The organism is Sorangium sp. So ce302 (assembly GCF_051530145.1).
Classification (GTDB): Bacteria; Myxococcota_A; Polyangia; order Polyangiales; family Polyangiaceae; genus Sorangium; species Sorangium cellulosum_B.
The window spans coordinates 324,427-346,843 of sequence record NZ_CP150326.1; the positions used below are offsets into that span (position 1 = coordinate 324,427).

Below are 22,417 nucleotides of genomic sequence, written 5' to 3' on the forward strand. Positions count from 1 at the left end.
CCCCGGCCATCCGGCGGTCGCTCTCCTCGAGCACGCCACTTGCACCTGCTCCTTGGCGGGTGAAAACAGGAACGACGATGGATCCTCTGGAATTGAGCCAGGTGCTGGCGTTCAAGCCCACCCTGCGCGTCGAGCGCATGGATGCGGGCGTGGTCTTCCTGATCGGCGAGCGCGAGCGCTTCGTCCTCTCCGGCGCCTGCGCCGCCGAGGTGGCCGCGCTCGTCGACGGCCGGCGCACGGTGCACGAGATCCTGCGCGCCGCGCGCGATCGGTTCTCCGAGCCCGAGACCCTGTATGCCCTGAGCCGGCTCGCGGCGCGTGGCTACCTGGTCCCCGCAACACCGGAGCTCCCCTCCGAGCACGCGGCGTACTGGCGCGGGGTGGGTCTCGACGGCAAGGCGGCCGCCGAGGCCCTGAGCCGGACCCCGGTGTCGGTCCTGGCCGTTGGCGAAGCCGCTCCCGCCGGGTGGATGACCGAGGCGCTCGAACAGGCAGGCGTGCGGATCGACGGCGAGGCGGCGGTGCAGGTGGTCGTGGCCGACGACCATGTGCAGCCCGAGCTGGCCTCGATCAACCGCCGTGCGCTGCGTGAAGGGACGCGCTGGTTCCTGATCAGGCCTGCCGGCGTCCAGCCGCTCATCGGGCCCGTCTTCGAGCCCGGCGCCGGCCCCTGCTGGGAATGCCTGGCGTTCCGGATGCGCCAGAACCGCCCGGTCGAGGAGCTCGTTCGCCGGCGCCGGGGGCACGAGGGCCACGTCCCTCCCCCCAGGGCGGCCACCGAGGCGAGCGTACGGACCGCTTGCGGGCTCGGCGCCTCGGCCATCGCCCGCGCGCTCGCCGGGGAGGATACCAGCTCTCCCCGGGCGCTCGGTGCCCGGGTGCTCGCCCTCGACCTGGCCACGTTCCAGATCACCGCGCACGCGGTCGTCCGGAGGCCGCAGTGCCCGGCGTGCGGCGATCCGGCGCGGATGGCGGCCGTCGGCGAGCGCCCGATCGACTTGCAGCCGGTGGAGAAGGCGCATTACGAGGACGGTGGATATCGCCGGCAGACCCCGCGCCGGACCTACGAGCGCTATCAGCACCTCGTCAGCCCGATCACCGGAGCCGTGACGTACCTCGTGCCGATGCCGGGGCGGGACACCGAGCTCCGCGCCGTGTACGCGTCCGGCTACCTGGCCTGCCCCCGGGAGGGCGTCCCGCGCACCAACGTCTTCGACAAGAGCTGCGCCGGCAAGGGGCGCAGCGCGGACCAGGCCAGGGTGAGCGCGCTCTGCGAGGCGCTCGAGCGATACAGCGGCGTCTACCAGGGGGACGAGGCGCGCGTCCGCGGCAGCAAGGACGAGCGCGGCGCGGCGGCGCTCTCGCCCGACGATCTGCTGAACTTCAGCGAGGCGCAGTACCGCGAGCGCGCTCACCTCAACGCGCGGGCAGCGGATCGTCGCCAGTGGGTACCGGAGCCGCTCGACGCCGGCACCCGGATCGACTGGACCCCGGCCTGGTCGCTGAGCAAGCGCGAGCGGCGCTACGTCCCGCTGGCCTACTGCTACGCCGAGGCCCCGGCCGAGAGCGGCACCGCGTTCTGCGGCCCCTGCGGCAACGGGGTGGCGGCCGGCACCTGCCTCGAAGAGGCCGTATTGCAAGCCCTGCTCGAGCTCGTGGAGCGCGACGCCGCCGCCATCTGGTGGTACAACCGCCTCTGTCGCCCGGCCATTGACCTCGACAGCTTCGGGGACCCGTACTTCGAAGCCCTCCAGGCGGACTATGCCCGGTTCGGCTGGGCCGTCTGGGTGCTCGATCTGACGCACGATCTCGGTATCCCCACCTGCGTCGCGCTCGCCCACGAGGCCCGGGAGGATCGATTCACCATCGGGTTCGGCTGCCACCTCGACCCGCGCCTCGCCGTGCAGCGATCGCTCACCGAGCTGAACCAGCTCTTCGAGCCCGGGGGCGCGCGCCGGGCGCCGTGGGACCTCGAGCGGTTGCCTGACCGCGCGCATCTCTTCCCCCACCCGGATCTCCCGCGGATCGAGGCCGGGAGCTTGCCCCGGATCTGCGGCCCCGATCTGCGCGCCGACATCCAGGAATGCATGAGGCGCCTCGACGAGGCGGGCCTCGAGCTCATCGCTGTGGACAAGACCCGCCCCGACATCGGCTTGCCCGTGGCCCAGGTGATCGTCCCAGGGCTGCGCCATTTCTGGCCCCGGTTCGGCCCGGGGAGGCTCTATCAGGTACCGTGCGCGCTGGGGTGGCTCGCTCGCCCGCTCGCCGAGGGCGAGCTCAACCCGGTCCCTCTGTTCGTCTAGTGGACTGTTTCACAAGTCTTTCAACATAGTCCCGACGGGTCTGCTAGACCTCACGGATGCGAAGGCGACCGCCGCGCGTGATCGATCTGTCCACGGACGATGCCGTCTACTTGGAGCAGCTCGTCCGGGATGGGCATACCGAGTAGCGAGTGGCTCGGCGACGCGAGCTGGCGGGAGTATAACGAACGCTTTGCACATCCGATTACCTGGTCCTGGACGCGGCCGAAGCTGCGCCGCTGGGCGGCTCGATATGCTTCGCGACTATGTTGAAAAATTTATCGAACAGTCCACTAGCAGGGTATCCGGCGGAATGGGCGGCTCCTTGGGATCAAGCTCGAACGTGATTGATATGCTATCTACGTTCGGCGCAATTGAGCGGATCTTGCCAACCCTGGCAGGCTGATTGACTTCGTCCTCGTACGCGAAGAGCGTGGGCAGAGAGCACAGCTCGGCGATCGTCTCGGCGCTGAGCTTCTCGAATCTGTCCCGGATCTTCGCGTCTGTGAACTCCGGGTAAGATCGATCGAGAAATCGAAGTGGATGGTACCTGTAGCGAGAGGGCTTCCTGTCCCATGCCTCAGCGTCCCTCGTTACTAGTAAATTATACATTCTCACCATCCTACCCCGCTGTAGGCTTCGTGCGCCCGGTCCGCTGCCCGATTTCCAGGGGCAGTCTTCCTCACCCGACGTTGGTACTGAGGGGGGCGAGCAACATCGCAATCATGTTGGTCATGAGCCGGCTCGCACGGGGGGAGCACGCCACCTCAGCGCATCTTCTTTACTCCCTTCACGTGACCCAAGCTGGGCGGCTTGCCGCGCAGGCAGCTCCAGACAGCGAGCACTCCGATGAGGCGCGCCTCCGGTTCAACCGCGTAATATACATAGTACTGCGTTCGCGTCAGCAAGACACGCCGCACTCCATCCTTCGCCTTGGGGTCGTAGGGGGCTCCCATCTCCGGCGTACGCCGGAGCATGCGGAGCGCTGCGGCGAGCTCGTCGGCGAACAGCGACGGCGCCGCGTGACGGTTCTCGCGCCACCAGGCATCCACCGCGCGCGCCTGCTCGGCCGATCTCCCCAGGAATCGGACCTTCACCCGCGTGCCCGCAGCTCGGAGAGCAGGGCGTCGGCATCGACGCCTACTCCTGTGCGCATCTCCGCAAGCCCTTCATCCAGAGCCGCGTGCAGCTCTGCGCGCTCCTCGTCGTCGAGCTCGTCGCCCGGATCAGCGATGACGAGATCGAGCACCATTCCCTCCGGCAGATCCGTGGGCTCATCCACGACGATGCGACCGTTCTGTACGCGGGCCTTGAGCGCTTGCACGTCGCGAAGCGTAGCGCCGCCGTGGCCTCCTTGCACCACGGAGCACCGGCATCCCACGGTCGTGGCCATGGTGCACCACGGAGCCGCGGCATCCTTGACGCCGCAGGCGCTGGCGCGTGGGACGCATCTCTTCCCGGGTATCCCCGCGCGGCCAGCGTGCGGGGCGCCTCGAACACCCCGACGCGCAGGCGAGCTGCCCCGTCCTCCCCGTGCCCGATCGGACTACAGGCAGCGCAGCACGTTGTCGCGCACGAGCTGCCAGATCGGCTCCGGGATCCCGCCCAGCCAGCGCGCGTCCCGCTCGACCGGCGCCTCGGCGTCGTCGAGCGGGTCGTCGTGGCTGTAGACGAGCCGCCACAGCCGCTCGCTCACCGAGCCATTCCGGTCGATCACGAAGCGGTGGACGAGCTTCTTCGCGAGCTCCTCGCCCTCGACGTCGAGCAGCAGCACCGGCGGCTCGACCTTCACCTCGCGCAGCGGCTTGAGCCGGACATAGGCCCCCTTCACGAGGTCGACCTCGTCCGGCGGCTCGAACCCCGCCGCGCGGAAGTCGCACGGCGCCTTGGTGTTGCCGACGAGGTAATACGCCCCCTGGGTCTCGGCGAGGATCGCGCCGCCCAGCCTCCCTACGCGTGCCATCTAGACCTCCTCCGCGGTGCCGCCCTCGTCCGAGAGCACGAGCGAGCGCCCCGGCGTCTGGCCGGGGAGCGCGGCTCCATCCCATGTGTACTTGTTGGTATACCCGCGCGGGGTGACCATGTAGCCCTCGAACATGAAGGTGTTGGTCGACCCGACGAGCACCGTCGTCAGCATCCCGATCTCGTACTCGAGGAAATGGTCGAGATCGGTGAGCACGGCGCTCTCCAGCTTGCGGTAGGCGCTCTTCACCAGCGCGACCGGCGTCGTGCCCGCGCGGTGCAGGCGGATGATCTCCTGTGCCCGCACGATCTGGCGTGTGCGCCGCCCGCTCGCCGGGTTGTAAAGGCCGATGACGAAGTCGGCCGCGGCCGCGGCCTCGAGCCGCCGCTCGATGACCGGCCACGGGGTCAGGAGGTCGGAGAGGGAGATGGCGCAGAAGTCGTGGCCGAGCGGCGCGCCGACGAGCGACGCGCACGCGTTGAGCGCCGTCATCCCGGGCACGAGGCGGAGCTCCGGCGACTCGCCGCGCTTCCAGCCGATCTCCTCGAGCACCTGGAAGACGAGCCCGGCCATGCCGTAAACGCCCGCGTCGCCCGACGAGATGATCGCCACGCGCGCCCCGTCCCGCGCCCGCTCCACCGCGGCGCGCGCCCGGCCGATCTCCTCGGTCATGCCGGTCTTGATCACCTCCTTGCCCTCGATCAGGTGCTTCACCAGCCGGATGTACGTCGTGTACCCGACGATGAGGTCCGAGGCCGCGATCGCCTCGAGGGCGGCGCGGGACGCGTGCTCCTCGGCGCCGGGGCCGATCCCGACGATCGACAGGACTCCTTTGCTGTCACCCATGGCTCTCCTCCACGTTGCGCTTCGAGAAGGGGACGCGCGCCACCGCGAGCGTCATGGACCGCCCCACGCCCTCCTCGGTGTACGCCCGCTTCGGCACGAGCAGCCTCGCGGCCCCCGCCGCCCGCAGCGCGGCCGGCTCGGCGACGCCCCGGGCGCCGACGTGCTTCTTCACCGTCTCCGACGGGTTCTCGATGCCCTCGGTCGCGTCGAGCTCCTCGGGCGTGAACGTGACAAGCGGCCACCCCCGCCGCGCCGACAGCGCGAGCAGCGCTTCCTCGTCGGCCTTCTTGTCGATCGTCGCCAGCGCCTTCACCGATCTCGCCGACAGCCCGTGCTCCTCGAGCAGCCGGTCGACGCCGCGCTCCACCATGTCGAGCGGCGCGCCGCGATCGCAGCCGACGCCGAGGACCAGGCTCTTCGGCCGGTAGACGACGGCGCGCTCGACGATCTCGGGGTGCGAGCGGGAGAGGTCGCGGTCGCTCGCGACGAGCAGGATCTCCCACGCGCCGGGGTCCACGCCGTCGAGCGACGTCGCGTAACGCACGCCTGGCGGCAGCGGCGTCGCCTCGGGCCAGAACGAGGGCTCGCCGGTCTCCTGGACGAACAGCACCGGCGCGGCGTTCACGACGGCGGCGCAGCCGCGCGTCACGTTGCGGTCGGGATCGTCAAGGGTCCACCCGAGGTCCCGGCCGAGGATGTCGACCGTCAGCGTCCCGAGCGCGTCGGACGCCGTGGTCACCACCGGCTGCGCGCCCAGCAGCCCGGCCACCTTCTCGGTGAACGCGTTGCCCCGCCCGACGTGCCCGGAGAGCACGCAGATCGAGAAGCGCGCCGTGTCGTCGACGCACACGACCGCAGGATCGACCTTCTTGTTCTTGAGCAGCGGCGCGATCATGCGCACGACCGCCCCGACGCTGATCACGAAGACGTGGCAGTCGTAGGCCGTGAACGCCTCGTTCAAGAGCGGCCCCATCGGCAGCGGCAGCGGCTTCGCACCGGCCGGCGCCCCGTCGAACAGCTTCTGCGACACGTAGAGATCCGCGCCCGGCAGCCCCTCGATGAGCTTGCGCGCGATGGAGATCCCGTGCCGCGTGATGGCGTAGATGGCGTAGGGCTTGCGCTCGGCGATCATGGGGCCTCCGGTTCGGTAACAGCCTTGTCGAAGCCGCCCGGCGGCGAGGCCGGGGCCTCCCCGACGAGCAGCCCGCTCCGCTCCCCGCGCGTGACAACGACCATGGCGAAGCAGTCGCCCCGCTCGCCCTGCGCGGCCCGGAGGTCGCGGACGATCCGCTGCTCGGGCATCGTCGCCTTGGACACGAACACGGCCCGATCGAGGAGGCCAGCGCGCGTGAGCGCCTCGGTCACCTTCGGCATCTCCGAGCCGATCTTCATGAGGACCACCGTGTCGAAGCGCTGGAGGACGTCGGTCAGGTCGTCGACGCCGTACGTGGCGGGCAGGATGGCGATCCGCTCCTGCCCGTCGGCGAGCGCGAGCCCGCTCACGGCAGGGACCGCCGTGACCGAGGTGACGCCGGGGACGACCTCGACCTCGAGCCCGGGGAAGCGGCGGAGCGCCTCGCGGCGCACATAGACAAAGGTGCTGAAGAGCGACGGATCCCCCTCGGTGGCGAACGCCACGGTGAGGCCGCGCGAGAGCCGGTCGCCGATCTTCTCGACGGCCGCGTCCACGTAGGGGCGGACGCGATCCGGATCCTTGCTCATGGGGAAGGTGAGGAGCAGCCGCTCCTTGTCCCGCTGCTTGCCGACGACGGGCTCGAGGATCCGGTAGGCCATCGAGGCGCCGAAGTCCGAGCTGCGGGGGAGCGCGAGCACGTCCGCCTCCTGCAGCACGCGCACGGCGCGCAGCGTGAGCAGGTCCGGCGCGCCGGGGCCGACGCCGACGCCGTAGAGCTTGCCGAGGCCGCTCATGACGCCTCCGAGGTGGACCGCGGTGTACCGGAGGGCGCTGGCCGGGCCGGCGCCGCGCCCTCCGCCGCTTCCGCTGCTTCCGCTGCTTCCTGCGCCTTCGCCGGCTTCGTCGCGGCGAAGATGTGGATCGGGTTCAGCGCCTCGTACCGCACGTAGCGCGCGAGCGGGACGCCGCGCGAGACCGAGAGCAGCGTGACCTCGGGGTCGAGCCCCCGCGCCCGCAGCGCGCGGTACGTCTCGGCGACGTTCTCCATCGTGATGGCGTTGACCACGAGCCGGCCGCCGGGGCGCAGCCGATCGAGCGCCACCGTGACGATCTCCTCCATGCTCCCCTTGCTCCCTCCGACGAACACCGCGTCCGGGTCCTCGAGCGCCGCGAGCGCCTCGGGCGCGCGGCCCGCGACGACGCGCACGTTGTCGACCCCGTGCGTGCGGACGTTGTCGCGGCAGATCTCCACGCCCTCCGGGTCGACCTCGATCGCATAGACCCGCCCGAGGGGGCAGAGCATCGCCGCCTCGATCGAGACCGACCCCGAGCCGGCGCCGACGTCCCAGACGACCGCGTCGGGGCGGATCGCCATCGACGCGATCGAGAGCATGCGCACCTCGCGCTTCGTGATCAGGCCGTTCTTCGGCATGCGCTTCGCGAACGCGTCCTCGCGCAGGTAGGGGACGGCCGGCGGCGGGCGCCACGCGGGATCGCTCCGCAGGAGCAGGAGCACGTTCAGCGGGCCGATGTCCTCGCAGGCGGCGAGCGCGGCGAGGTCGAACGCGCGCACGCGCTCGCCGGCGCCCGCGAGGCTCTCGCAGACCCACGCCTTCCAGCCGGCGTCGCCGTGCTCGAGGAGCCGCGCCGCGAGGCGGGCCGGGCTGTTCTCTCCGTCGGTCAGCACCGCGACCTTCGAGAGCCGGCGGAGGCGCGTCGCGAACCCCTCGGGGGAGCGCCCGTGGACCGAGACGAACGCGGCGTCGTCCCAGGCGATCCCGGTGCGCGCGAACGCCCACTGGACCGAGCTCAGGCTCGGGATGATCTCGACGTGCTCGCCGCCGAGCTTCCGGACGACGAGCGCGCCGACGCCGAAGAACAGCGGGTCGCCCGAGGCGAGGATGCACACGTTCTGCTCGGCGGACAGGGCGTCCACGCGGTCGAGCGCCGCGGAGAGGCCGCCCTTGAGGGCGATCTTCTCGCCGCGGAACTGCGGGAAGAACTCGAGGTGCCGCTCGCCCCCCACGAGCACCTCGGCGCGGGCGACCGCGGACGCGGCGCGGCTCGACAGGCTGGCGCACCCGTCGTCGCCGATGCCGACGACGGTGACGGCGCGGCGCGCGCTCATCTCGCCACCTTGGCCGGCCCGGCCGAGCCCGCAGATCCTGTCGATCCCGGCGATGCCGCCGATTCCGACGACAGGAGCAGCAGCGCGTGGACGATCGCGACGGCGATGGGGCTGCCGCCCTTGCGGCCGCGCGCCACGATGGAGGGGAGCCCGGACTCGAGCAGGGCCTCCTTGGACTCCGCCGCCGACACGAAGCCGACCGGCACGCCGATCACGAGCGCCGGCCGCGCCCCCTCCTCCCGGGCGAGGCGCACGACCTCGAGCAGCGCCGTCGGCGCGTTGCCGATCGCCACGATCGCCCCGTCGAGGAGCCCGAGCCGGTGCGCCTTGCGCATCGACTCGATCGCGCGGGTCGAGCCGGCCGCGGAGGCGGCCTGGATGACGTCGTCGTCCGAGATGAAGCAGTGGATCGCGCAGCCGTACGACGCGAGCCGCTGCTCGTTCAGGCCGACGCCGATCATCTTCACGTCGACGAGGACCGGCGCGCCGCCCCGGAGCGCCGCGATGCCCCGCGCGATCGCCTCGGGGTGGAGCCGCATGAGCGACGAGAACTCGAAGTCGGCTGTCGCGTGGATCACGCGGCGGACGACCTGCCACTCGGCCTCCGGGAAGCCGTGCGCGCCGACCTCCTCGTCGATGATCGCGAAGCTCTTGTCCTCGATGCGCCGCCCGAGCGCGGTCATCTGCCGCATGTCGTTCACCGCGCGCACCTCATCACCACTCATGGCTCCTCCGCCTTCTCCGCTCTGTCCGCACCGATGGCACCGGCGTCGCCGGCCGGATACCGGCCGAGCAGCGCCCCGTTGAAATCGACAAGGCAGGCGTGCACCTCGAGGGCGCCGCCCGCGTGACGCGAGGTGTGCTCGACGACGCGCCGGCAGATCCCCCCGGGCACGCCGGTGAGCCCCTCGCGCTGGCACAGCTCGAGCACGTGCCGCGCGGTGTTCGCCTGCCGGATCTCGGCGGCGATCTCCGGCCGCGCGCCGAGCTCCTCGGCGATCTGCGCGAGCAGCTCCATGCTCACCTCCGAGCCGGCGGCGTGCGTCATCATCTTGCCGTCGGCCATCTTCGAGAGCTTGCCGATCATGCCGACGATGATCGCGCGGGCGATCCGCCGCCGCGCGGCGTGGCGGACCCCGGTGCCGATGAAGTCGCCCACCTGGATGAACGCCTCCTCCGGGAGCTCCGGGTAGAGCTTCATCGCGTACGCCTCGGATTTGCCGCCGGTCGTCAGCGCGAGCGCCGCGATGCCGCGCTCTGCGGCGACGTCGATCGCCTGCACGACGCTCGCGCGGAAGGCGGCGGTCGAGTACGGCTTCACGATCCCGCTCGTCCCGAGGATGGAGATGCCGCCGATGAGCCCGAGCCGCGCGTTGATGGTCTGCTTCGCCATCTCCTCGCCCTGGGGGACGCTGAGGGTCACCGTGGCCCCGGCGAAGCCCGATCCCTCGAGCTCCTCGAGGACCATCTCGGTGATGTTCCGGCGCGGCACGGGGTTCACGGCCGGCGCGCCGACGGGCAGCCCGAGCCCCGGCTTGGTCACCACGGCGACCCCCGCGCCGCCGCGGATCTCGACGCCGGGCTCGAGGCGGAGCTCGACCTCGGCGACGAGCTCGGCGCCGTGGGTGCAGTCGGGATCGTCGCCGGCGTCCTTGATGACGCTGCACGTGGCGCGCGGCCCGTCGCGATCGCAGCGCCTCAGCGGGAAGGTGACCTTCTGCCCGTTCGGCAGGGTGGTCTCGATGGCGTCGACCGCCGCGCCGCGCGCGAGCACGCGCGCCGCCGCCTTGGCCGCGGCGGCCGCGCACGCGCCCGTCGTGAACCCCTCGCGCTGCCCCTTCGGGTCTCTCGGCCGGACCTCTACCATCGAGGGATCCTGAATGATTACGAGGACTTCTTCATCGGGTTGTTGAAGAAGCTCTCCAGGAGCACGCTGCCCTCGGGCGCGCCGAGCGAGGCGAGCCGGTCGCGGAGCGGGTAGAGGATCGCGCCGTCGCCGGCGCAGAGCACGGCGTCGTGGGGCCCTGCCGCGAGCTCTCGCTCCACGAGGGCGCACGCGCGCGCCGGCCGCTCGGGGTGGCCGATCGGGGGGAGATCGCGGGCGACCGCGAGGCGGACGGCGGCGGGGAGGCGCTCGCGGACGAACGGCTCGGAGGCGAAGGTCTCGCCCGGCTCGACGAGCCAGAGCAGGTCGAGCTGCGCCGCGCCGGCGGCGGCCGCGCTCCGGGCGATCCCGAGGGCGGCGGTGATGCCGGTGTCGGTGGCGATCACGAGCGCGCGGCCGGAGAAGCCAGGCGCGAGCCGCAGCTTGCCCCAGGGTCCGCTGAACTCGAGCTCGGCGCCGACGGCGATGTCGTTGAGCACGTTCGAGCCCGGCCCGGCCCCGACGCGCTTCACCGCGATCTCGACCGTGCGCTGCTCGGCGTCGCTGGAGAGCATCGAGTAGGCGCGCTTCGCGAGCCTGCCGCCGGGCAGGGTGACGCCGGTGTTGATGATCACGTACTGCCCGCCGGCGAAGCCGACCTCCGCGCCGTCGACGCGCTCGAGGCGGAGCAGCCGGGCGGCGTCGCCGAGCGGCGTTGCGTGGGCGATCCTGATCTTCGGGTTGCCTTGTGTTGCCATGACGTCGCTCCTGTCTCCGCGCGGTCGCAATCACGCGCCCCATGGCCGCTCCGGTGAGCGGCCCGCGCTTCACTCGGCCGGGTAGATCTCGTGCACGAAGTCGTGCATCTCCTCGAGCTCCCGGTAGAGCCGGCCGAGCCCGTCGACCTGGGCGCGCAGGTCGAGCTCGACCTGCTTCGTGAGGATGAGGAGCGAGCGCATGTAAGGCAGCTTCGGGTCGCCGGCGGCGGTCTTCGCGACCTTCTCCTGGAGCTCCACGAGCGACCCCTCGAAGAGGCGCGAGAGGCTCTTCAGGTCCCCGGCGCGCAGCATCGCCGAGACCGGCCCCGGCTCGGCGGCCGCGGCGCCGAGCTCGGCGAGCTCGTGCGTGCGCTCGGCGGGATCATCGATGCCCAGGATGTTCATGAGCCCAAGGCGGAGCGCGGCGATCTCGTGACAGGCCATATCGGTTCCCTTCTATCGGGCCCTCGTACCAGCTAGGAGAGAGGGCGGAAAGACGAAGGCGGGGAGAAGAGACGCGCGCGCCGCCGCGTGAGAGCGAGCGAGGCGCGCCCGACCCCGCGGCGCACGCCGGGCTCAGAGCGCGTCGGTGCGCTCGAGGAGCACGCCCGAGGCGGCGATGGAGATCACGGCGAGCGGGATGGCGATCGCCAGCGCGACCGGGCCGAGCCAGGCCGAGGTGGCGTCGCTCCAGAGCAGCGACGCGAGCACCGTCGCCTCCCTGAGCCCCGCGTGCGCCTCGAACGCGTCGGGCCGGTAGATGAACGCCGCCGTGGGCATCAGCGGCGCCATCCACGCGCCCGACGCGACCAGGAGCGCGTGGAAGCCGTCTCGCATCCGCACCAGGAGCGGCAGGAGCGCCGAGAGCAGCGCGATCGAGAGCGCGACGAGGAAGAGGCCGGCCCCGAGCGCGCCCGCCGCGCTGATCATGTCGCTCGCGCCGATGTGCGGCGCGACGGCGAGCGCCGTAGAGGCCGCGACCACCACGCCCGCCCCGGCCCCGGCGAGCAGCGAGGGCGCCGTGCGCGCGGCGAGGAAGACGCGGGCGCGGATCGGCTTGGCGAGCAGGAGCTCGAGGCGACGCTCCTCTCGGGCCGTGACCGTCGCGTCGACGAGGCCCGCCAGGGCGACGAAGTACGCGACGAAATAGGCGGCGAGGAGATCGTTGATGAGGAGCACGGCGGCCATCCCCTCGATCGCGAAGGCCTGCTCGAGGAAGCGGATGACCTGCGCCGGCAAGCGCACGATCAGCGCGTGGCTGCCGAGCACCACGAGCACGCCGGCGGCCGCCGCGAGGAGCGAGGTGCGGCGCGGGGCGCGGCGCGCCTCGAGCGCGAAGTAGCCGCGGAGCGAGCCCGCGGCGGGGGCGGTCGTCGAGGTCATGCTTCCATCCTCCGGACGCCCGCGGCGCCGACCGCGATGGTGAGGGCGGTGAGCGCGGCGAGCGCGAGCATCGGGGGGCCGAGCACGGCGGGGCCGAGGTGGTCGAGGCTCCCGAGGCCGAGCGCGCCGAGGGCGATCGGGTTCGCGAGGGAGAGGCTCCGCCAGGCGGGCTGATAGAAGCCGATGAGCGAGAGGCCCACGAGGCCCCCGAGCGTGGCGAACCCGATCAGCGCCGAGGCGCCGCGGTGCCTCACCCACGCGGCGATCGCGGCGCAGAGCGCGGTCGCGAAGAGCGCCGCGAAGGCGTGGAGCGACATCGCGCCGAGGAAGGGGCCGGGGCGGAAGCCGGGGACGCGCGCCGTGAAGTAGGCGGCGCCGGCGAGCTGGGTCGCGACGTGCAGGGTCACCATCACCGCGCACGCGCTGAGCGCGCGGAGCACGAAGTAGCGGGGGATCGAGAGCGGCTTGCTGGCGAGGAGCGGCAGCACGCCGGTGTCGCGCTCGCGGAGCACGACGCCGCTGGCGAGCACCACGGGGATGAACGCGATCACCTTGTTCATCGTCAGATCGATCCACACGTACATGAAGACCTGGAACGGCGCGGCGTCGCCGAACCACGCGGCGATCGCGGCGCGCACGTGATCGGGCGGGCGCGCGAGCACGACGGGGATCGCGACCAGCGCGTAGACGAGCATCGCGACGCAGAGCCAGGTCTTCCGCTCGCGGAGCGTCGTGAGGTAGTCGAGCCAGAGGAGGCGGATCACGCGGCCTCCCTGCGCACGAGCGCGAGGTAGAGATCGTCCATGGTGCGCGCCCCGTGCGCGTCCTTGAGGCGCTCGACCTCGTCGCAGGCGACGAGGCGCGAGCGGTGCATCACCGCGACGCGCCGGCAGAGGGCCTCGACGTCGGAGAGGATGTGCGACGAGAACACGATGGTGACGCCGCGCTCGCGCGCGAGCGCGCGGAGCACCTCGAGGAGCTCGTGGCGGCCGAGGGGATCGAGCCCCGAGGTCGGCTCGTCGAGCAGGAGCACCGCGGGCTCGTTGATCAGCGCCTGGGCGATGCCGACCTTCTGGGCCATGCCGGTGGAGAAGCCGCGCAGGGGGCGGTCCGCCTCGCGCTCGAGCCCGAAGCGGCGCAGGAGGGCGCCGGCGCGCGCGGCCGCGATGTCGCCGGGCAGCGCGAACATCGCGGCGATGTAGTGGAGGAAGCCGCGCGCCGTCATGTCGGGGGGCAGCGAGTACGACGCGGGCAGGTAACCCGCGTTCCGCCGGACCTCGAGCGTCTCGTGGACGACGTCGCGCCCGAGCACGCGCGCGGTGCCCGCGGTGGGCCGGGTCAGGCCGAGGAGCATACGCAGCGTCGTGGTCTTGCCGGCGCCGTTGTGCCCCATGAAGCCGAAGATCTCGCCGGCCGCGACGCTGAAGCTCACGCCGTCGACGGCCGTGATCTTCGCGAAGCGTTTGCCGAGCGCGTTCACCTCGATCGCCTGGTTCATCGCTTGCTCCTTGCGCGCGACGCGGTCGCGCGCTGCTCCGTGGGAATCGCCGTCGTGGAGGTCGTCTCCGTGCGGGTCGCTGCAGGACGCGCGGCCAGGCCGGCGCGAAAGATGTCGGCGATCGCGTCGAGCGTGCGCTCGCCGGCGAAGGCGCAGAACGACGTGATCAGCCCGAGGTGCTGGGGCGCGAAGCGCAGCACGCCGAGGACGAAGGGGATCGCGTCGCGATCGACGTCGGGCCGGATCTCGCCGCGCGCGATGCCCTCGTCGACCCAGCCGTTGATCTGGGCGATCTGCGCCTTCGCGGCGGCGGCGCTCGCGGCGTCGTCGAGCGGGCGGAGCGCGCGGAGGTCGGGATCCTCGCGGAGGAGCTTGCCGAAGAGCGGCTCGGCCGCCTGCTGTCGGTAAGCGAAGCGGAGGGTCGCGACGAGGCGATCGAGCGGGGATTCCAGGCCGAGCACCTCGGCGGCGAAGCGCGCGCGGATCGTGGCGAACGCTTGCTCCACCACCTCGCGCAGGAGGGACTCCTTGTCGGCGAACTCGAGGTAGAGGGCGCCCTTTGCGCAGCCGGCCTCGGCGGCGACGGCGTCGAGGTTGGTGCCCTTGAAGCCGCGCTCGACGAAGTGGCGCTTGGCGGCGTCGAGGATCCTGGTGCGCCGCGCAGGGTCGCGGGGTCTGTCGGGGCGGCGGACGGGCACAGAACTCATATGACTGAATCGGACATATGAGTCAACCGGGGCGGCCCTGGCGCGGGACGTGGGCAGGGCCACGACGGCCGAGATGGCGCGCGGGCTGCGGGGGAGGCTCCGCGCGTCGGCGATTCACGCTCGAGGGCGGCGCCCGGCGCCGCGCCTCACTGCATGATGTCGTCGACGAGCCGGGCCACCAGCCGGTCGCCGAGCAGGTGCTCCTCGACGAGGTCCTTCGCGTCCTCCTCGCGGACGCCGCGGTACCAGACCCCGTCGGGGTAGACGGCGACCGTCGGCCCCTCGCCGCAGCGCCCCATGCACGACGTCCTCGTCACGCGGATCTGCTGCTGCTGGCCGGCCTGCTTCACGAGGCGGCGCACCGACTCGAGCAGCGCCAGGCTGCCGCGGTCCACGCAGTCGGCGTTCCCGCAGACGAGCACGTGCTTGCGCAGCGAGCGGTGGGCGTGCGGGTGGTTCGACGCCTGCGTGTGCGTGAGCGTGTGGCGCACGCTGTAGAGCATCGCCTTGAGCCCGCCGACCTCCCGGGCGAGCCCCGGCAGCGCGGTGCGGTACATGCACGTGTCGCAGGGGAGCGGCGCTTCACCGGCGAACGCCTGGCGCGCGCGCTCGTCGATCAGGCCCTCGAGCGCGCTCGACCGGCCGAGGTGCGGCGCGAGCGACGCCCGGATCCACGGGTATGTCGACGAGAAGCGGTCGACCTGCTCGGCGAGCTTCGTCATGAGCCGCCCGGCGAAGAGGAAGTAGGGGACCACCACGACGCGCTCCGGTCGGTGCCGCGCGACCCGCTCCAGCGTCTCCTCGACCGAGGGCCGGGTGACGCCGATGAAGGTCGGCTCGACGAGCTGGAGCCCGCGGCCCTCGCCGATGAGGCGCGCCGTCTTGCAGAAATCGCCGTTCGCGTCGGGGTCGCTCGACCCGCGCCCCACGATGACGAGCGCCGACCGGGCCCGCGCGGCCGGGTCGGCCGGCAGCGCGGTCGCGGCGCGCTCGAACGCGATCTCCGCGAGCGCCGGGTGCACGCCGAGCGGCCGCGCCGCCGAGAAGCGCACGCCCGGGTGCGCGGCCCGCGCCCGCTCGAGAGCGAGGGGGATGTCGTTCTTCACGTGCCCCGCCGCGAACAGGAAGAGCGGCACGACCGCCACCCGCGACGCCCGCGCCGCGAGCGCCGCGAGCGCGTCGGCGAGGTGCGGCGTCGCGAGCTCGATGTAGCCGTGCTGCACGGCGATCTCGGGCCGCGCCGCGGCGTAATCGGCCACGATCGCCTCGAACTCGGCGTTCGACGCGGCGTCGCGGCTGCCGTGGCCGATCAGCAGGAGACCGTCGTCATGCACGCGAGCGCCTCCTCCAGGGTGAGCGGGAGCCCCGCGCCGCCCCGCGGCGGCACAGGGCTCATCCGGGTCCAGAGCTCGGCGACCCACGGCCGCCGCACCCGCGCCCGCGCGAGGAGCTCCCCCCGCGCGAACACCTCCCGCGGCGGCCCGTCCGCGAGGACCTGACCGTCGCCCAGCAAGACCGCGCGCGAGGCGAAGAGCGGCACGAGATCCACCGCGTGTGTCGCGGTGAGCAGCGTGGTCCCCTGCTGCTCGGAGAGCGCGCGCAGCGTCTGGCACAGGGCGAGCTCGCCCTCCGGGTCGAGCCCCGCGGTCGGCTCGTCGAGCAGCAGCACCCGCGGCCGCATCGCCAGCATCCCGGCGATGCACGCGCGCTTGCGCTCGCCGAAGCTCAGCGCCTCGATGGCCCGATCGGCGAGGTGGGCGATCTGCACGGCGGCGAGCGCCGCCTCGGCGCGGCGGCGCGCCTCGGGCGCGGGCAGGCCGAGGTTTCGCGGGCCGAACAGGACGTCGTCGAGGAGCGTCGCGCCGAGCAGCTGGTCGTCCGGGTCCTGGAGCACGAGCGCGGCGCCCGCGGCGACGGCGTCCGAGGGCGAGGCCACGCGGCGGCCCGCGATCTCGACGCCGCCGCCGGGCGCCGGGAGGAGCCCGACGAGCGTCCGGAGCAGCGCGGTCTTGCCGGCGCCGTTGCCGCCGAGCACCGCGACGGACTCGCCCTCGGCGACGTCGAGGCGCACGTCGCGCAGCACGGGCTCGCCGCGCCGGTAGCCGAGCCGGGGGGCGCGCAGCGCGATCATCCGGCCTCTCCCGCGGCGACGCTGAGCCCGAGGGCCGCGAGGGCGGCGGCGGCGAACGCGACGTTCGCGGCGGGCGCGCTCGTCCTTCGGTCGGCGACGGGGAGCTTCCCCTGGTAGCCGCGGAGCTGCATCGCGAGCGCGGCGCTCTCGGAGCGCTCCAGCGTCCGGAGCGCCACGACGCCCGCGACGGCGCCGGCCGAGCGCGCCGCAGCGCCGGGGCGTGTGAACCCACCGCGGAGCGCGGCGGCGCTCCACGCGCTGTCGGCCGCGCGCTGGAGCACGCCGGCGAAGCGCCGCGTCAGCGCGAGCAGCTCGACAAGGGCCGCGGGGACGCCGAGCCCGGCGAGCGCCGCCTCGATCTCGGCGGGCGCGGCGGCGCCGGCGAGCCACCGGAGCACCGCGGCCGCCGCGAGGACGCGCGCGCCGATGGCCACGGCGCGGCGGGCCCCCTCGGCCGTGATCGCGTCGGCCGGGAACGGCGCGCCGGGGAGGAGCGGCGTCCCCGGCGTGAGCGCGAGCGCGAGCGCCGCCGCGACCGCTCCGATCCACGCGGCGGGCGCGGCGGCGCCGAGGACGGCGCGCGCCGGCGTGCCCTGGAGGCGGAGGGCCGCGCACGCGAGGAGGAGCAGCGCGGCGGGCGTGACGGGCGAGCGCGCGCCCGCGGCGACGCAGCACGCCGCCACGGCGGCCCCGAGGCGGAGCCGGGCGTCCACGTCGCGGAGCCGCGCGGGCGGGTCAGTCCGCACGGAGGCCTTCGCCGACGGCCTTGCCCGCCGGCGCGCCCGCGCGCTCGACGAAGAGCACGCGCGAGAAATAGCCGAGGGCGAAGCCGGCGAGGAGCCCGGCCCAGAGGAACGCGAACAGCAGGAGGTCGCCCTCGAGGCCCGCGAACAGCGGCCCCGTGTCGTGGCGCCCTGCGTCCTCGGCGACGCGGCGCACCACGGCCTCGTCGACGCCGTCCCAGGACGCGTTGCCGCAGGCGGCGAGCCAGAATGAACCGGCGAGCTGGAGCGCTGCCGCGCACGCTCGCCGCGCGAGCGGCGCTGACAGCGGGCGCTGTCCGAGCCGCCGCGTCACGACACCCCCGGGGCGAGCCGGACGACCTGGAGCCGGTCCAGGATGTCGGGCCGCCGGGCGCGCAGGAAGGCGAGCGCCCCCGCGGTCATGACGCCCTCGAGCAGGCCGAGCGGGAGCTGGGTGGGGACGAAGGCGAGGGCGACGCCCGTGAACATGGACGTCACCGATCCCTCGCCCGAGAGCCCGAGCGCGAGCGCGAGCGCCGTGGTGGCGTAGGTTGCCCAGTCCGACGTCACGCCCGCGAGGAAGCCCGCGACCCAGAGGTTCGCGCCGCAGCGCCGCGCGACATGGAAGGCGAAATATCCGGTGAAGGCGCCCGCGATGCCCATCGACGCGACGTCGGCGCCGAGCGTGGTGAGGCCGCCGTGCGCGAGGAAGAGGGCCTGGATAAGGAGCGCCACCACGGTGACGAGCACGGTCATCCAGGGGCCGATGAGCACCGCCGCGAGCCCTGTGCCGCACGGGTGGGAGCAGGTCCCGGCGGTCGGCACCGGCACGGGCATGCACGAGATCGCGAAGACGGCGGCCGCGATGAGGCCGACGAACGGCTTGTAGAAGGCGTCCTGCTCGGTGCGGCGCCGGAGCAGGTGGAGGGCGATCGCGACGAAGGGCAGGGCGAGCGCGTTCCAGAAGGCGCACCAGCCGAGCGGCAGGACGCCTTCCGCGAGGTGCATCGCGGCCGCGGGCCGGGGCGCGAGGAGCGTCCCCAGGGACACGGCTGCGATCGACAGTGCGCGGCCGTGAAGACCGATTTCGGCGCTCCGGGTGAAGTCCGCACCCGAACGCCACGAAGACGTGCGCAAGCTGCACCTCGTGGGAGGCTCGGGTAGGTCTCCCGGCTCATGGGTTCAGGGAGCTGATCGAGCTCCCAGCGCTGCGTCCACCTTCCCAGGCCTCTTCCAATGGGGCCCAGTGGTCTTCGGAGGCAGCTCCCCACTCACGGTGGCGGGACCGCGCCGGTTTTGCACCGGCTTCCCTGTTATGCCCCGGAGGGCACCCGAGGAATGGATTGTCAGGCCGGTGCTCGGTAATCCCGTTTCGTGCCCGGCGTCAAGGACGTCGCGCCCCGATCGTGGAGGAGGGTGCTCAGCGGGCGCTGCGTGCGGCATGGCATGTCAGACGAGCTCCCCGTCGAGCGCGGGCCAGCTCCGCCTCGCGCGCTGCCCCGCGCGTCGGCCGCGTATCCTGGCGGCGCGATCGCGCGAGCCGGGCGCGTACCCGGGGGCGCGGCCCAGGCGAACCCGGGTGCGTCGACCCGGGGGCGCGAGCTTCCGCCGTGCGCGGTCCGGCCCGCCGCGAGCGCCCTCGTCCGCGGCATCGGTGCGGCGGTGATGCCTGCGCTGGTGGACACCCCGCCCTCTGGGGGCGCTGCCGAGGCGCACGAGGCCACCGCTGCCGAGGCGTGCCGCGCGCCCGTCGGCGCCCCCCATCGAGCAGGCATGGGCGCCGACGAGCGATCGAGGCCCTGTCATGTGCGATGGGCGAGGCCGAGAAATTGACCCAGACGCATCACGCGAAGAGTCGTCGAGCACACGTCTTGAATTATGTCCCCCTTAGATAAAATCTGTTTACTTTGTCGCCGCGCGGGCGCAGCCCCCGTCTCGGTTTGGGCCCGCACGAGGGCCTCTCGTGCGCTTGAATACAGGAGCCGGCGCGTTCCTTCCGCAGTGTGCTTTGTTCGTCCTGGCTCTTTACTCGGGAGCAGGTGTCCGGTGTACGGCCTGCTGCCTCGTGGCCTCTCTTATTGAAGAGATGAGGGATTTCGTGTTCGCTCGTCTCGGAATGCGAGACGAACGCTGCGCTGGGCGCTGTCTCTGGTGGAGGGGTATGCCCGGCTCGAACGTGAATCCCCGCAGATCGGGTGTGTGTGGGTCGCGCGCCCGCCTGGCTGCCTTCGCGCCCGGAGCGCTCTGCTCGCTCGGCGTGCACGCGTTGCACTTTGTTATCGACAATGCGCCTGCGGATGCCACAATCTGACTACCGCATGCGCACCGGCGCGGACCCCCCAGCCCGGAGCGCATGCGGTCTTTCTTCTGCACCGTGGCGGACGTTCAAGACTCCGGCGCGGTTTCCCTGCCGCGGTCATTCTGGGCCCCCCTCCAGCGTGATGCGCGGTATTTTTTTTTGCCCTCGAGCGCGCGGTTCGCGTCTTCCGAGGTGTCACTTTCCGGTGAACGTGGCCTGCGATTTCGCCAGGAACGCTTTCATTCCGACCTGTTGATCTTCGCTGCCGAAGAGCGCCGCGAATGCCTGGGCTTCCAGCTCGTTGGCGGCGGCGAGGTCGAGGCTCTCGCCGCGCAGGAGGACGCGCTTGGCGGCGGCGACGGCGAGCGGGCCGCGCGAGGCGATCTTGAGGGCGGTCTCGTGGGCGCGCGCGAGGAGCTCGGTCGCTGGGAAGACGGCGTTGACGAGCCCGATCGACAGCGCCTGCTGGGCGGTGATCATGTCACCTGAATAGACGAGCTCGCGCGCGCGTCCGGGCCCGACCCGTCGAAGCAGCCGCTGGGTCCCGCCGAACCCCGGGATGACGCCCAGGTTCACCTCGGGCTGGCCGAGTTTGGCGCCTTCGGCGGCGTAGATGAAGTCGCAGGCGAGGGCGAGCTCGCAGCCGCCGCCCAGCGCGAAGCCGTTGACGGCGGCGATCACGGGGAAGGGGGCAGTCTCGATGAGCTCGGCGAGCCGGTGGCCTGCGTCGGCGAACCGCTTCGCGGCGATGCTGTTCATGGTCGCCATCTCCGCGATGTCGGCGCCGGCGACGAACGCCTTGCCGGCGCCGGTCAGCACCGCCGCGCGGACCTCGTTGCCCTCGGCGGGCGCGAGGAGGTCGCGGAAGGCCGCGGTGAGCTCGCCGAGGACGGCGGGGTTCAGGGCGTTGAGTTTGTCGGGCCGCTGGATGGTCACGGTGGCGACGTGATCCGCGCGCTCGACGGCGACGAACTGGAGCGTACCGCGAGCAGGGGCCCCCGGCTGCTGTTCTTGAGCGGTCATGGAGCGTGGTTAGCAGCGCCCCGCGCCGGGGGGAAGCGCCTGCCGTGGGCCAGGGAGGGCGTCATTCCGTGTCCTCCCGATCCCGCTGTATCGAGGCCGTTGCCGAGCCGACGAGCGAGCGATTTCCAAGCGAGCGATTTCCAGGCGAGCGATTTTCCGGAGGAGTCACGCGCCTGTTCCGGGACACGGCCCTTCGCTCGATGATCCGAACTCACCGCTTGAGTGCGGGTGCGCGCGACATGACGGCCCTGCTGCGAGCCGCGTGCAATCGTGGGCAGCCGGGCGGGCCGCCCGTCCTCCGAGCCGCACACCCGTGTTCGCCTCGCGCGGCTACCGTCGTCGCTCCCCCGTCGTCATCCCCCCTGGAGAGAGCCAGGGAGGGAGGGGGTGCCGCGCGGGGGGCCGGCGGGGTAGGGCCCCACGAACCCGAGCGCCGGCCTGCTCCGTGCGACGCCCTCCCGGATCGGCCCTGCCGTTCAGCCGGCCATGGCCCCCCAAAAGGCGCGAGTTCGTGGGAGGGGCCCCCGCCGGCCCCCCGCGCGGCGCCCCCTCCCTCCCTGGCTCCGTGGCAGCCTTCTCTACACCGCCCGCCCGCTCTTCTGCCCCTTCTCGTCGTACACGTAGAACCCCCGCCCGCTCTTCTTCCCGTACCACCCCGCAGCCACCAGGTTCCGGAGCAACGTGGCCGCCCGGTACTTCGAGTCCCCGAACTCCCGGTGCAGCACCTCCGCGATCGACAGCACCGTGTCGAGCCCGATCAGGTCCGCGAGCTCGAGCGGCCCCATCGGGTGGTTCAGCCCGAGCCGCGCCCCTGCGTCGATGTCCTCCGGCGTGGACAGCCCCTCCTGGAGCGCGAAGCACGCCTCGTTGAGGAAGGGGATCAGCATCCGGTTCACGATGAACCCGGGCTGGTCCTTCGAGGTGATCACCGTCTTGCCGAGCCCCACCGAGAGCGCCCGGACGGCCTCGTACGTCGCGTCCGACGTCTGGACCCCACGGACGAGCTCGACAAGCTTCATCAGCGGCACCGGGTTCATGAAGTGCATCCCGATGACCAGCTCAGGCCGGCCGGTCACCGCCCCGAGCCGCGTGATCGAGATCGACGACGTGTTCGACGCCAGGATCGCGCCCTTCGGCAGCGCCGCGTCGGCGAGCTTGAAGATCCCGCTCTTCACCTCGAAGCTCTCGGTCACCGCCTCCACGGCCAGGTCGACCCCGGCCAGGCCCGCCATCCCGTCGGCCACCGCGACGCGGCCGAGGAGCGCCTCCCGCGCCTCCGCGGCCAGCTTGCCCTTCTCCACCTGCTTCGCGAGAATGGCGGCGATCTGGGCCTTGCCCGACTCCGCCAGCGCCCTCGAGACGTCGCACAGGACCACCTCGAGGCCCGCGGCCGCGGCGACCTGGGCGATGCCTCGCCCCATCTGGCCCGCGCCGATCACCCCGAAGCGCTTGATCGTCGTAGCTTCCATGGCCGCGGTTGATAGCCGAAGCCGAGAGCGCGGTGAACCGCCCTCGCCCGCGGCCCGACGGCCCGCCCGCTCGGACGTCCACGCGCCACAGAAGCAGAAGCGCGCGAAAGCTCCGCCCGACCTTCCAGGCCCGCGGGGGCGAGGAACCTTGAAACCGTGTCGTCCGCCCG

The 22,417-nt window shown here is 72.5% G+C and carries 22 protein-coding genes, 1 pseudogene and 1 riboswitch; of the genes and pseudogenes, 1 reads left to right on the forward strand and 22 read right to left on the reverse strand.

Annotated features, from left to right (window positions below; genetic code table 11):
- Positions 1-77: 77 nt before the first annotated feature.
- Positions 78-2,303, forward strand: a complete 2,226-nt coding sequence (locus tag WME73_RS01285) for a TOMM precursor leader peptide-binding protein (protein ID WP_437914503.1) — start codon at positions 78-80, stop codon at positions 2,301-2,303.
- A 261-nt stretch (positions 2,304-2,564) separates the two neighbouring features.
- On the opposite strand, the gene WME73_RS01290 is transcribed toward WME73_RS01285, so the two are convergent.
- From WME73_RS01290 to WME73_RS01395, 22 genes and pseudogenes are all read right to left on the reverse strand, one after another.
- Positions 2,565-2,921 (reverse strand): hypothetical protein, encoded by a 357-nt coding sequence (locus tag WME73_RS01290; protein ID WP_437914504.1) that lies wholly within the window; start codon positions 2,919-2,921, stop codon positions 2,565-2,567.
- Positions 2,922-3,067: 146 nt separating this feature from the next.
- Entirely contained in the window at positions 3,068-3,397 is a 330-nt protein-coding gene (locus WME73_RS01295) for a type II toxin-antitoxin system RelE/ParE family toxin (protein ID WP_437914505.1), read from the reverse strand.
- A complete protein-coding gene (locus tag WME73_RS01300; protein ID WP_437914506.1) occupies positions 3,394-3,624 on the reverse strand; it encodes a hypothetical protein in 231 nt (76 codons plus the stop codon). The genes WME73_RS01295 and WME73_RS01300 overlap by 4 nt, the downstream gene beginning before the upstream one ends.
- A gap of 222 nt (positions 3,625-3,846) precedes the next feature.
- A pseudogene (gene cobJ / locus WME73_RS01305) lies at positions 3,847-5,109 on the reverse strand (precorrin-3B C(17)-methyltransferase).
- Positions 5,102-6,241 (reverse strand): cobalt-precorrin 5A hydrolase, encoded by a 1,140-nt coding sequence (locus tag WME73_RS01310; RefSeq protein WP_437860114.1) that lies wholly within the window; start codon positions 6,239-6,241, stop codon positions 5,102-5,104. Before WME73_RS01310 ends, cobJ begins: the two are co-directional and overlap by 8 nt.
- On the reverse strand, positions 6,238-7,038 hold the full coding sequence (gene cobI / locus WME73_RS01315) for a precorrin-2 C(20)-methyltransferase (RefSeq protein ID WP_437743737.1): 801 nt from the start codon (positions 7,036-7,038) through the stop codon (positions 6,238-6,240). Before cobI ends, WME73_RS01310 begins: the two co-directional genes overlap by 4 nt.
- Positions 7,035-8,372 carry a precorrin-6y C5,15-methyltransferase (decarboxylating) subunit CbiE gene (gene cbiE / locus WME73_RS01320; RefSeq protein ID WP_437914507.1) on the reverse strand — a complete coding sequence of 446 codons (1,338 nt, stop codon included), beginning with the start codon at positions 8,370-8,372 and terminating at the stop codon, positions 7,035-7,037. Before cbiE ends, cobI begins: the two co-directional genes overlap by 4 nt.
- Entirely contained in the window at positions 8,369-9,097 is a 729-nt protein-coding gene (locus WME73_RS01325) for a precorrin-8X methylmutase (protein WP_437914508.1), read from the reverse strand. The genes cbiE and WME73_RS01325 overlap by 4 nt, the downstream gene beginning before the upstream one ends.
- Positions 9,094-10,239 (reverse strand): cobalt-precorrin-5B (C(1))-methyltransferase, encoded by a 1,146-nt coding sequence (locus tag WME73_RS01330; RefSeq protein ID WP_437914509.1) that lies wholly within the window; start codon positions 10,237-10,239, stop codon positions 9,094-9,096. The genes WME73_RS01325 and WME73_RS01330 overlap by 4 nt, the downstream gene beginning before the upstream one ends.
- Before the next feature lie 17 nt (positions 10,240-10,256).
- Positions 10,257-10,994 (reverse strand): FAD-dependent oxidoreductase, encoded by a 738-nt coding sequence (locus WME73_RS01335; protein WP_437914510.1) that lies wholly within the window; start codon positions 10,992-10,994, stop codon positions 10,257-10,259.
- Between the two features lie 69 nt (positions 10,995-11,063).
- Positions 11,064-11,438, reverse strand: a complete 375-nt coding sequence (locus tag WME73_RS01340; protein WP_437914511.1) for a DUF3209 family protein — start codon at positions 11,436-11,438, stop codon at positions 11,064-11,066.
- Positions 11,439-11,570: 132 nt separating this feature from the next.
- A complete protein-coding gene (locus WME73_RS01345) occupies positions 11,571-12,377 on the reverse strand; it encodes a hypothetical protein (protein ID WP_437914512.1) in 807 nt (268 codons plus the stop codon).
- Complete coding sequence (locus tag WME73_RS01350; protein ID WP_437743744.1) at positions 12,374-13,141, reverse strand: hypothetical protein; 768 nt, start codon at positions 13,139-13,141, stop codon at positions 12,374-12,376. Before WME73_RS01350 ends, WME73_RS01345 begins: the two co-directional genes overlap by 4 nt.
- On the reverse strand, positions 13,138-13,875 hold the full coding sequence (locus tag WME73_RS01355) for an ABC transporter ATP-binding protein (RefSeq protein WP_437914513.1): 738 nt from the start codon (positions 13,873-13,875) through the stop codon (positions 13,138-13,140). Before WME73_RS01355 ends, WME73_RS01350 begins: the two co-directional genes overlap by 4 nt.
- A complete protein-coding gene (locus WME73_RS01360; RefSeq protein ID WP_437914514.1) occupies positions 13,872-14,582 on the reverse strand; it encodes a TetR/AcrR family transcriptional regulator in 711 nt (236 codons plus the stop codon). The genes WME73_RS01355 and WME73_RS01360 overlap by 4 nt, the downstream gene beginning before the upstream one ends.
- A gap of 146 nt (positions 14,583-14,728) precedes the next feature.
- Positions 14,729-15,916, reverse strand: coding sequence for a CbiX/SirB N-terminal domain-containing protein (locus tag WME73_RS01365; protein WP_437743746.1), 1,188 nt, complete (start codon positions 15,914-15,916; stop codon positions 14,729-14,731).
- Positions 15,892-16,713: an energy-coupling factor ABC transporter ATP-binding protein gene (locus WME73_RS01370; protein ID WP_437914515.1), complete on the reverse strand. Its 822-nt coding sequence runs from the start codon at positions 16,711-16,713 to the stop codon at positions 15,892-15,894. The genes WME73_RS01365 and WME73_RS01370 overlap by 25 nt, the downstream gene beginning before the upstream one ends.
- The gene (locus tag WME73_RS01375) at positions 16,710-17,459 is read right to left on the reverse strand and encodes a CbiQ family ECF transporter T component (RefSeq protein WP_437914516.1); all 750 of its coding nucleotides are present in this window, start codon (positions 17,457-17,459) and stop codon (positions 16,710-16,712) included. The genes WME73_RS01370 and WME73_RS01375 overlap by 4 nt, the downstream gene beginning before the upstream one ends.
- Positions 17,449-17,790 carry a hypothetical protein gene (locus tag WME73_RS01380; RefSeq protein WP_437743749.1) on the reverse strand — a complete coding sequence of 114 codons (342 nt, stop codon included), beginning with the start codon at positions 17,788-17,790 and terminating at the stop codon, positions 17,449-17,451. The genes WME73_RS01375 and WME73_RS01380 overlap by 11 nt, the downstream gene beginning before the upstream one ends.
- Positions 17,787-18,500, reverse strand: a complete 714-nt coding sequence (locus WME73_RS01385; RefSeq protein WP_437748147.1) for an energy-coupling factor ABC transporter permease — start codon at positions 18,498-18,500, stop codon at positions 17,787-17,789. Before WME73_RS01385 ends, WME73_RS01380 begins: the two co-directional genes overlap by 4 nt.
- Before the next feature lie 98 nt (positions 18,501-18,598).
- Positions 18,599-18,806, reverse strand: a riboswitch (cobalamin riboswitch).
- Positions 18,807-19,950: 1,144 nt separating this feature from the next.
- Positions 19,951-20,778: an enoyl-CoA hydratase/isomerase family protein gene (locus WME73_RS01390; protein WP_437743750.1), complete on the reverse strand. Its 828-nt coding sequence runs from the start codon at positions 20,776-20,778 to the stop codon at positions 19,951-19,953.
- Positions 20,779-21,356: 578 nt separating this feature from the next.
- Positions 21,357-22,247, reverse strand: a complete 891-nt coding sequence (locus WME73_RS01395; protein ID WP_437743751.1) for a 3-hydroxyacyl-CoA dehydrogenase family protein — start codon at positions 22,245-22,247, stop codon at positions 21,357-21,359.
- Positions 22,248-22,417: the final 170 nt, after the last annotated feature.

What these genes read in the sequence shown, in the direction of transcription:
- WME73_RS01335 (WP_437914510.1), bottom strand. Translation starts at nt 10,994, where the DNA reads ATGGCAACACAAGGCAACCCGAAGATCAGGATCGCCCACGCAACGCCG.
- WME73_RS01290 (WP_437914504.1), bottom strand. Translation starts at nt 2,921, where the DNA reads ATGGTGAGAATGTATAATTTACTAGTAACGAGGGACGCTGAGGCATGG.
- WME73_RS01325 (WP_437914508.1), bottom strand. Translation starts at nt 9,097, where the DNA reads ATGAGTGGTGATGAGGTGCGCGCGGTGAACGACATGCGGCAGATGACC.
- cbiE (WP_437914507.1), bottom strand. Translation starts at nt 8,372, where the DNA reads ATGAGCGCGCGCCGCGCCGTCACCGTCGTCGGCATCGGCGACGACGGG.
- WME73_RS01310 (WP_437860114.1), bottom strand. Translation starts at nt 6,241, where the DNA reads ATGATCGCCGAGCGCAAGCCCTACGCCATCTACGCCATCACGCGGCAC.
- WME73_RS01395 (WP_437743751.1), bottom strand. Translation starts at nt 22,247, where the DNA reads ATGGAAGCTACGACGATCAAGCGCTTCGGGGTGATCGGCGCGGGCCAG.
- WME73_RS01370 (WP_437914515.1), bottom strand. Translation starts at nt 16,713, where the DNA reads ATGATCGCGCTGCGCGCCCCCCGGCTCGGCTACCGGCGCGGCGAGCCC.
- WME73_RS01345 (WP_437914512.1), bottom strand. Translation starts at nt 12,377, where the DNA reads ATGACCTCGACGACCGCCCCCGCCGCGGGCTCGCTCCGCGGCTACTTC.
- WME73_RS01360 (WP_437914514.1), bottom strand. Translation starts at nt 14,582, where the DNA reads ATGAGTTCTGTGCCCGTCCGCCGCCCCGACAGACCCCGCGACCCTGCG.
- WME73_RS01340 (WP_437914511.1), bottom strand. Translation starts at nt 11,438, where the DNA reads ATGGCCTGTCACGAGATCGCCGCGCTCCGCCTTGGGCTCATGAACATC.
- WME73_RS01390 (WP_437743750.1), bottom strand. Translation starts at nt 20,778, where the DNA reads ATGACCGCTCAAGAACAGCAGCCGGGGGCCCCTGCTCGCGGTACGCTC.
- cobI (WP_437743737.1), bottom strand. Translation starts at nt 7,038, where the DNA reads ATGAGCGGCCTCGGCAAGCTCTACGGCGTCGGCGTCGGCCCCGGCGCG.
- WME73_RS01355 (WP_437914513.1), bottom strand. Translation starts at nt 13,875, where the DNA reads ATGAACCAGGCGATCGAGGTGAACGCGCTCGGCAAACGCTTCGCGAAG.
- WME73_RS01330 (WP_437914509.1), bottom strand. Translation starts at nt 10,239, where the DNA reads ATGGTAGAGGTCCGGCCGAGAGACCCGAAGGGGCAGCGCGAGGGGTTC.
- WME73_RS01285 (WP_437914503.1), top strand. Translation starts at nt 78, where the DNA reads ATGGATCCTCTGGAATTGAGCCAGGTGCTGGCGTTCAAGCCCACCCTG.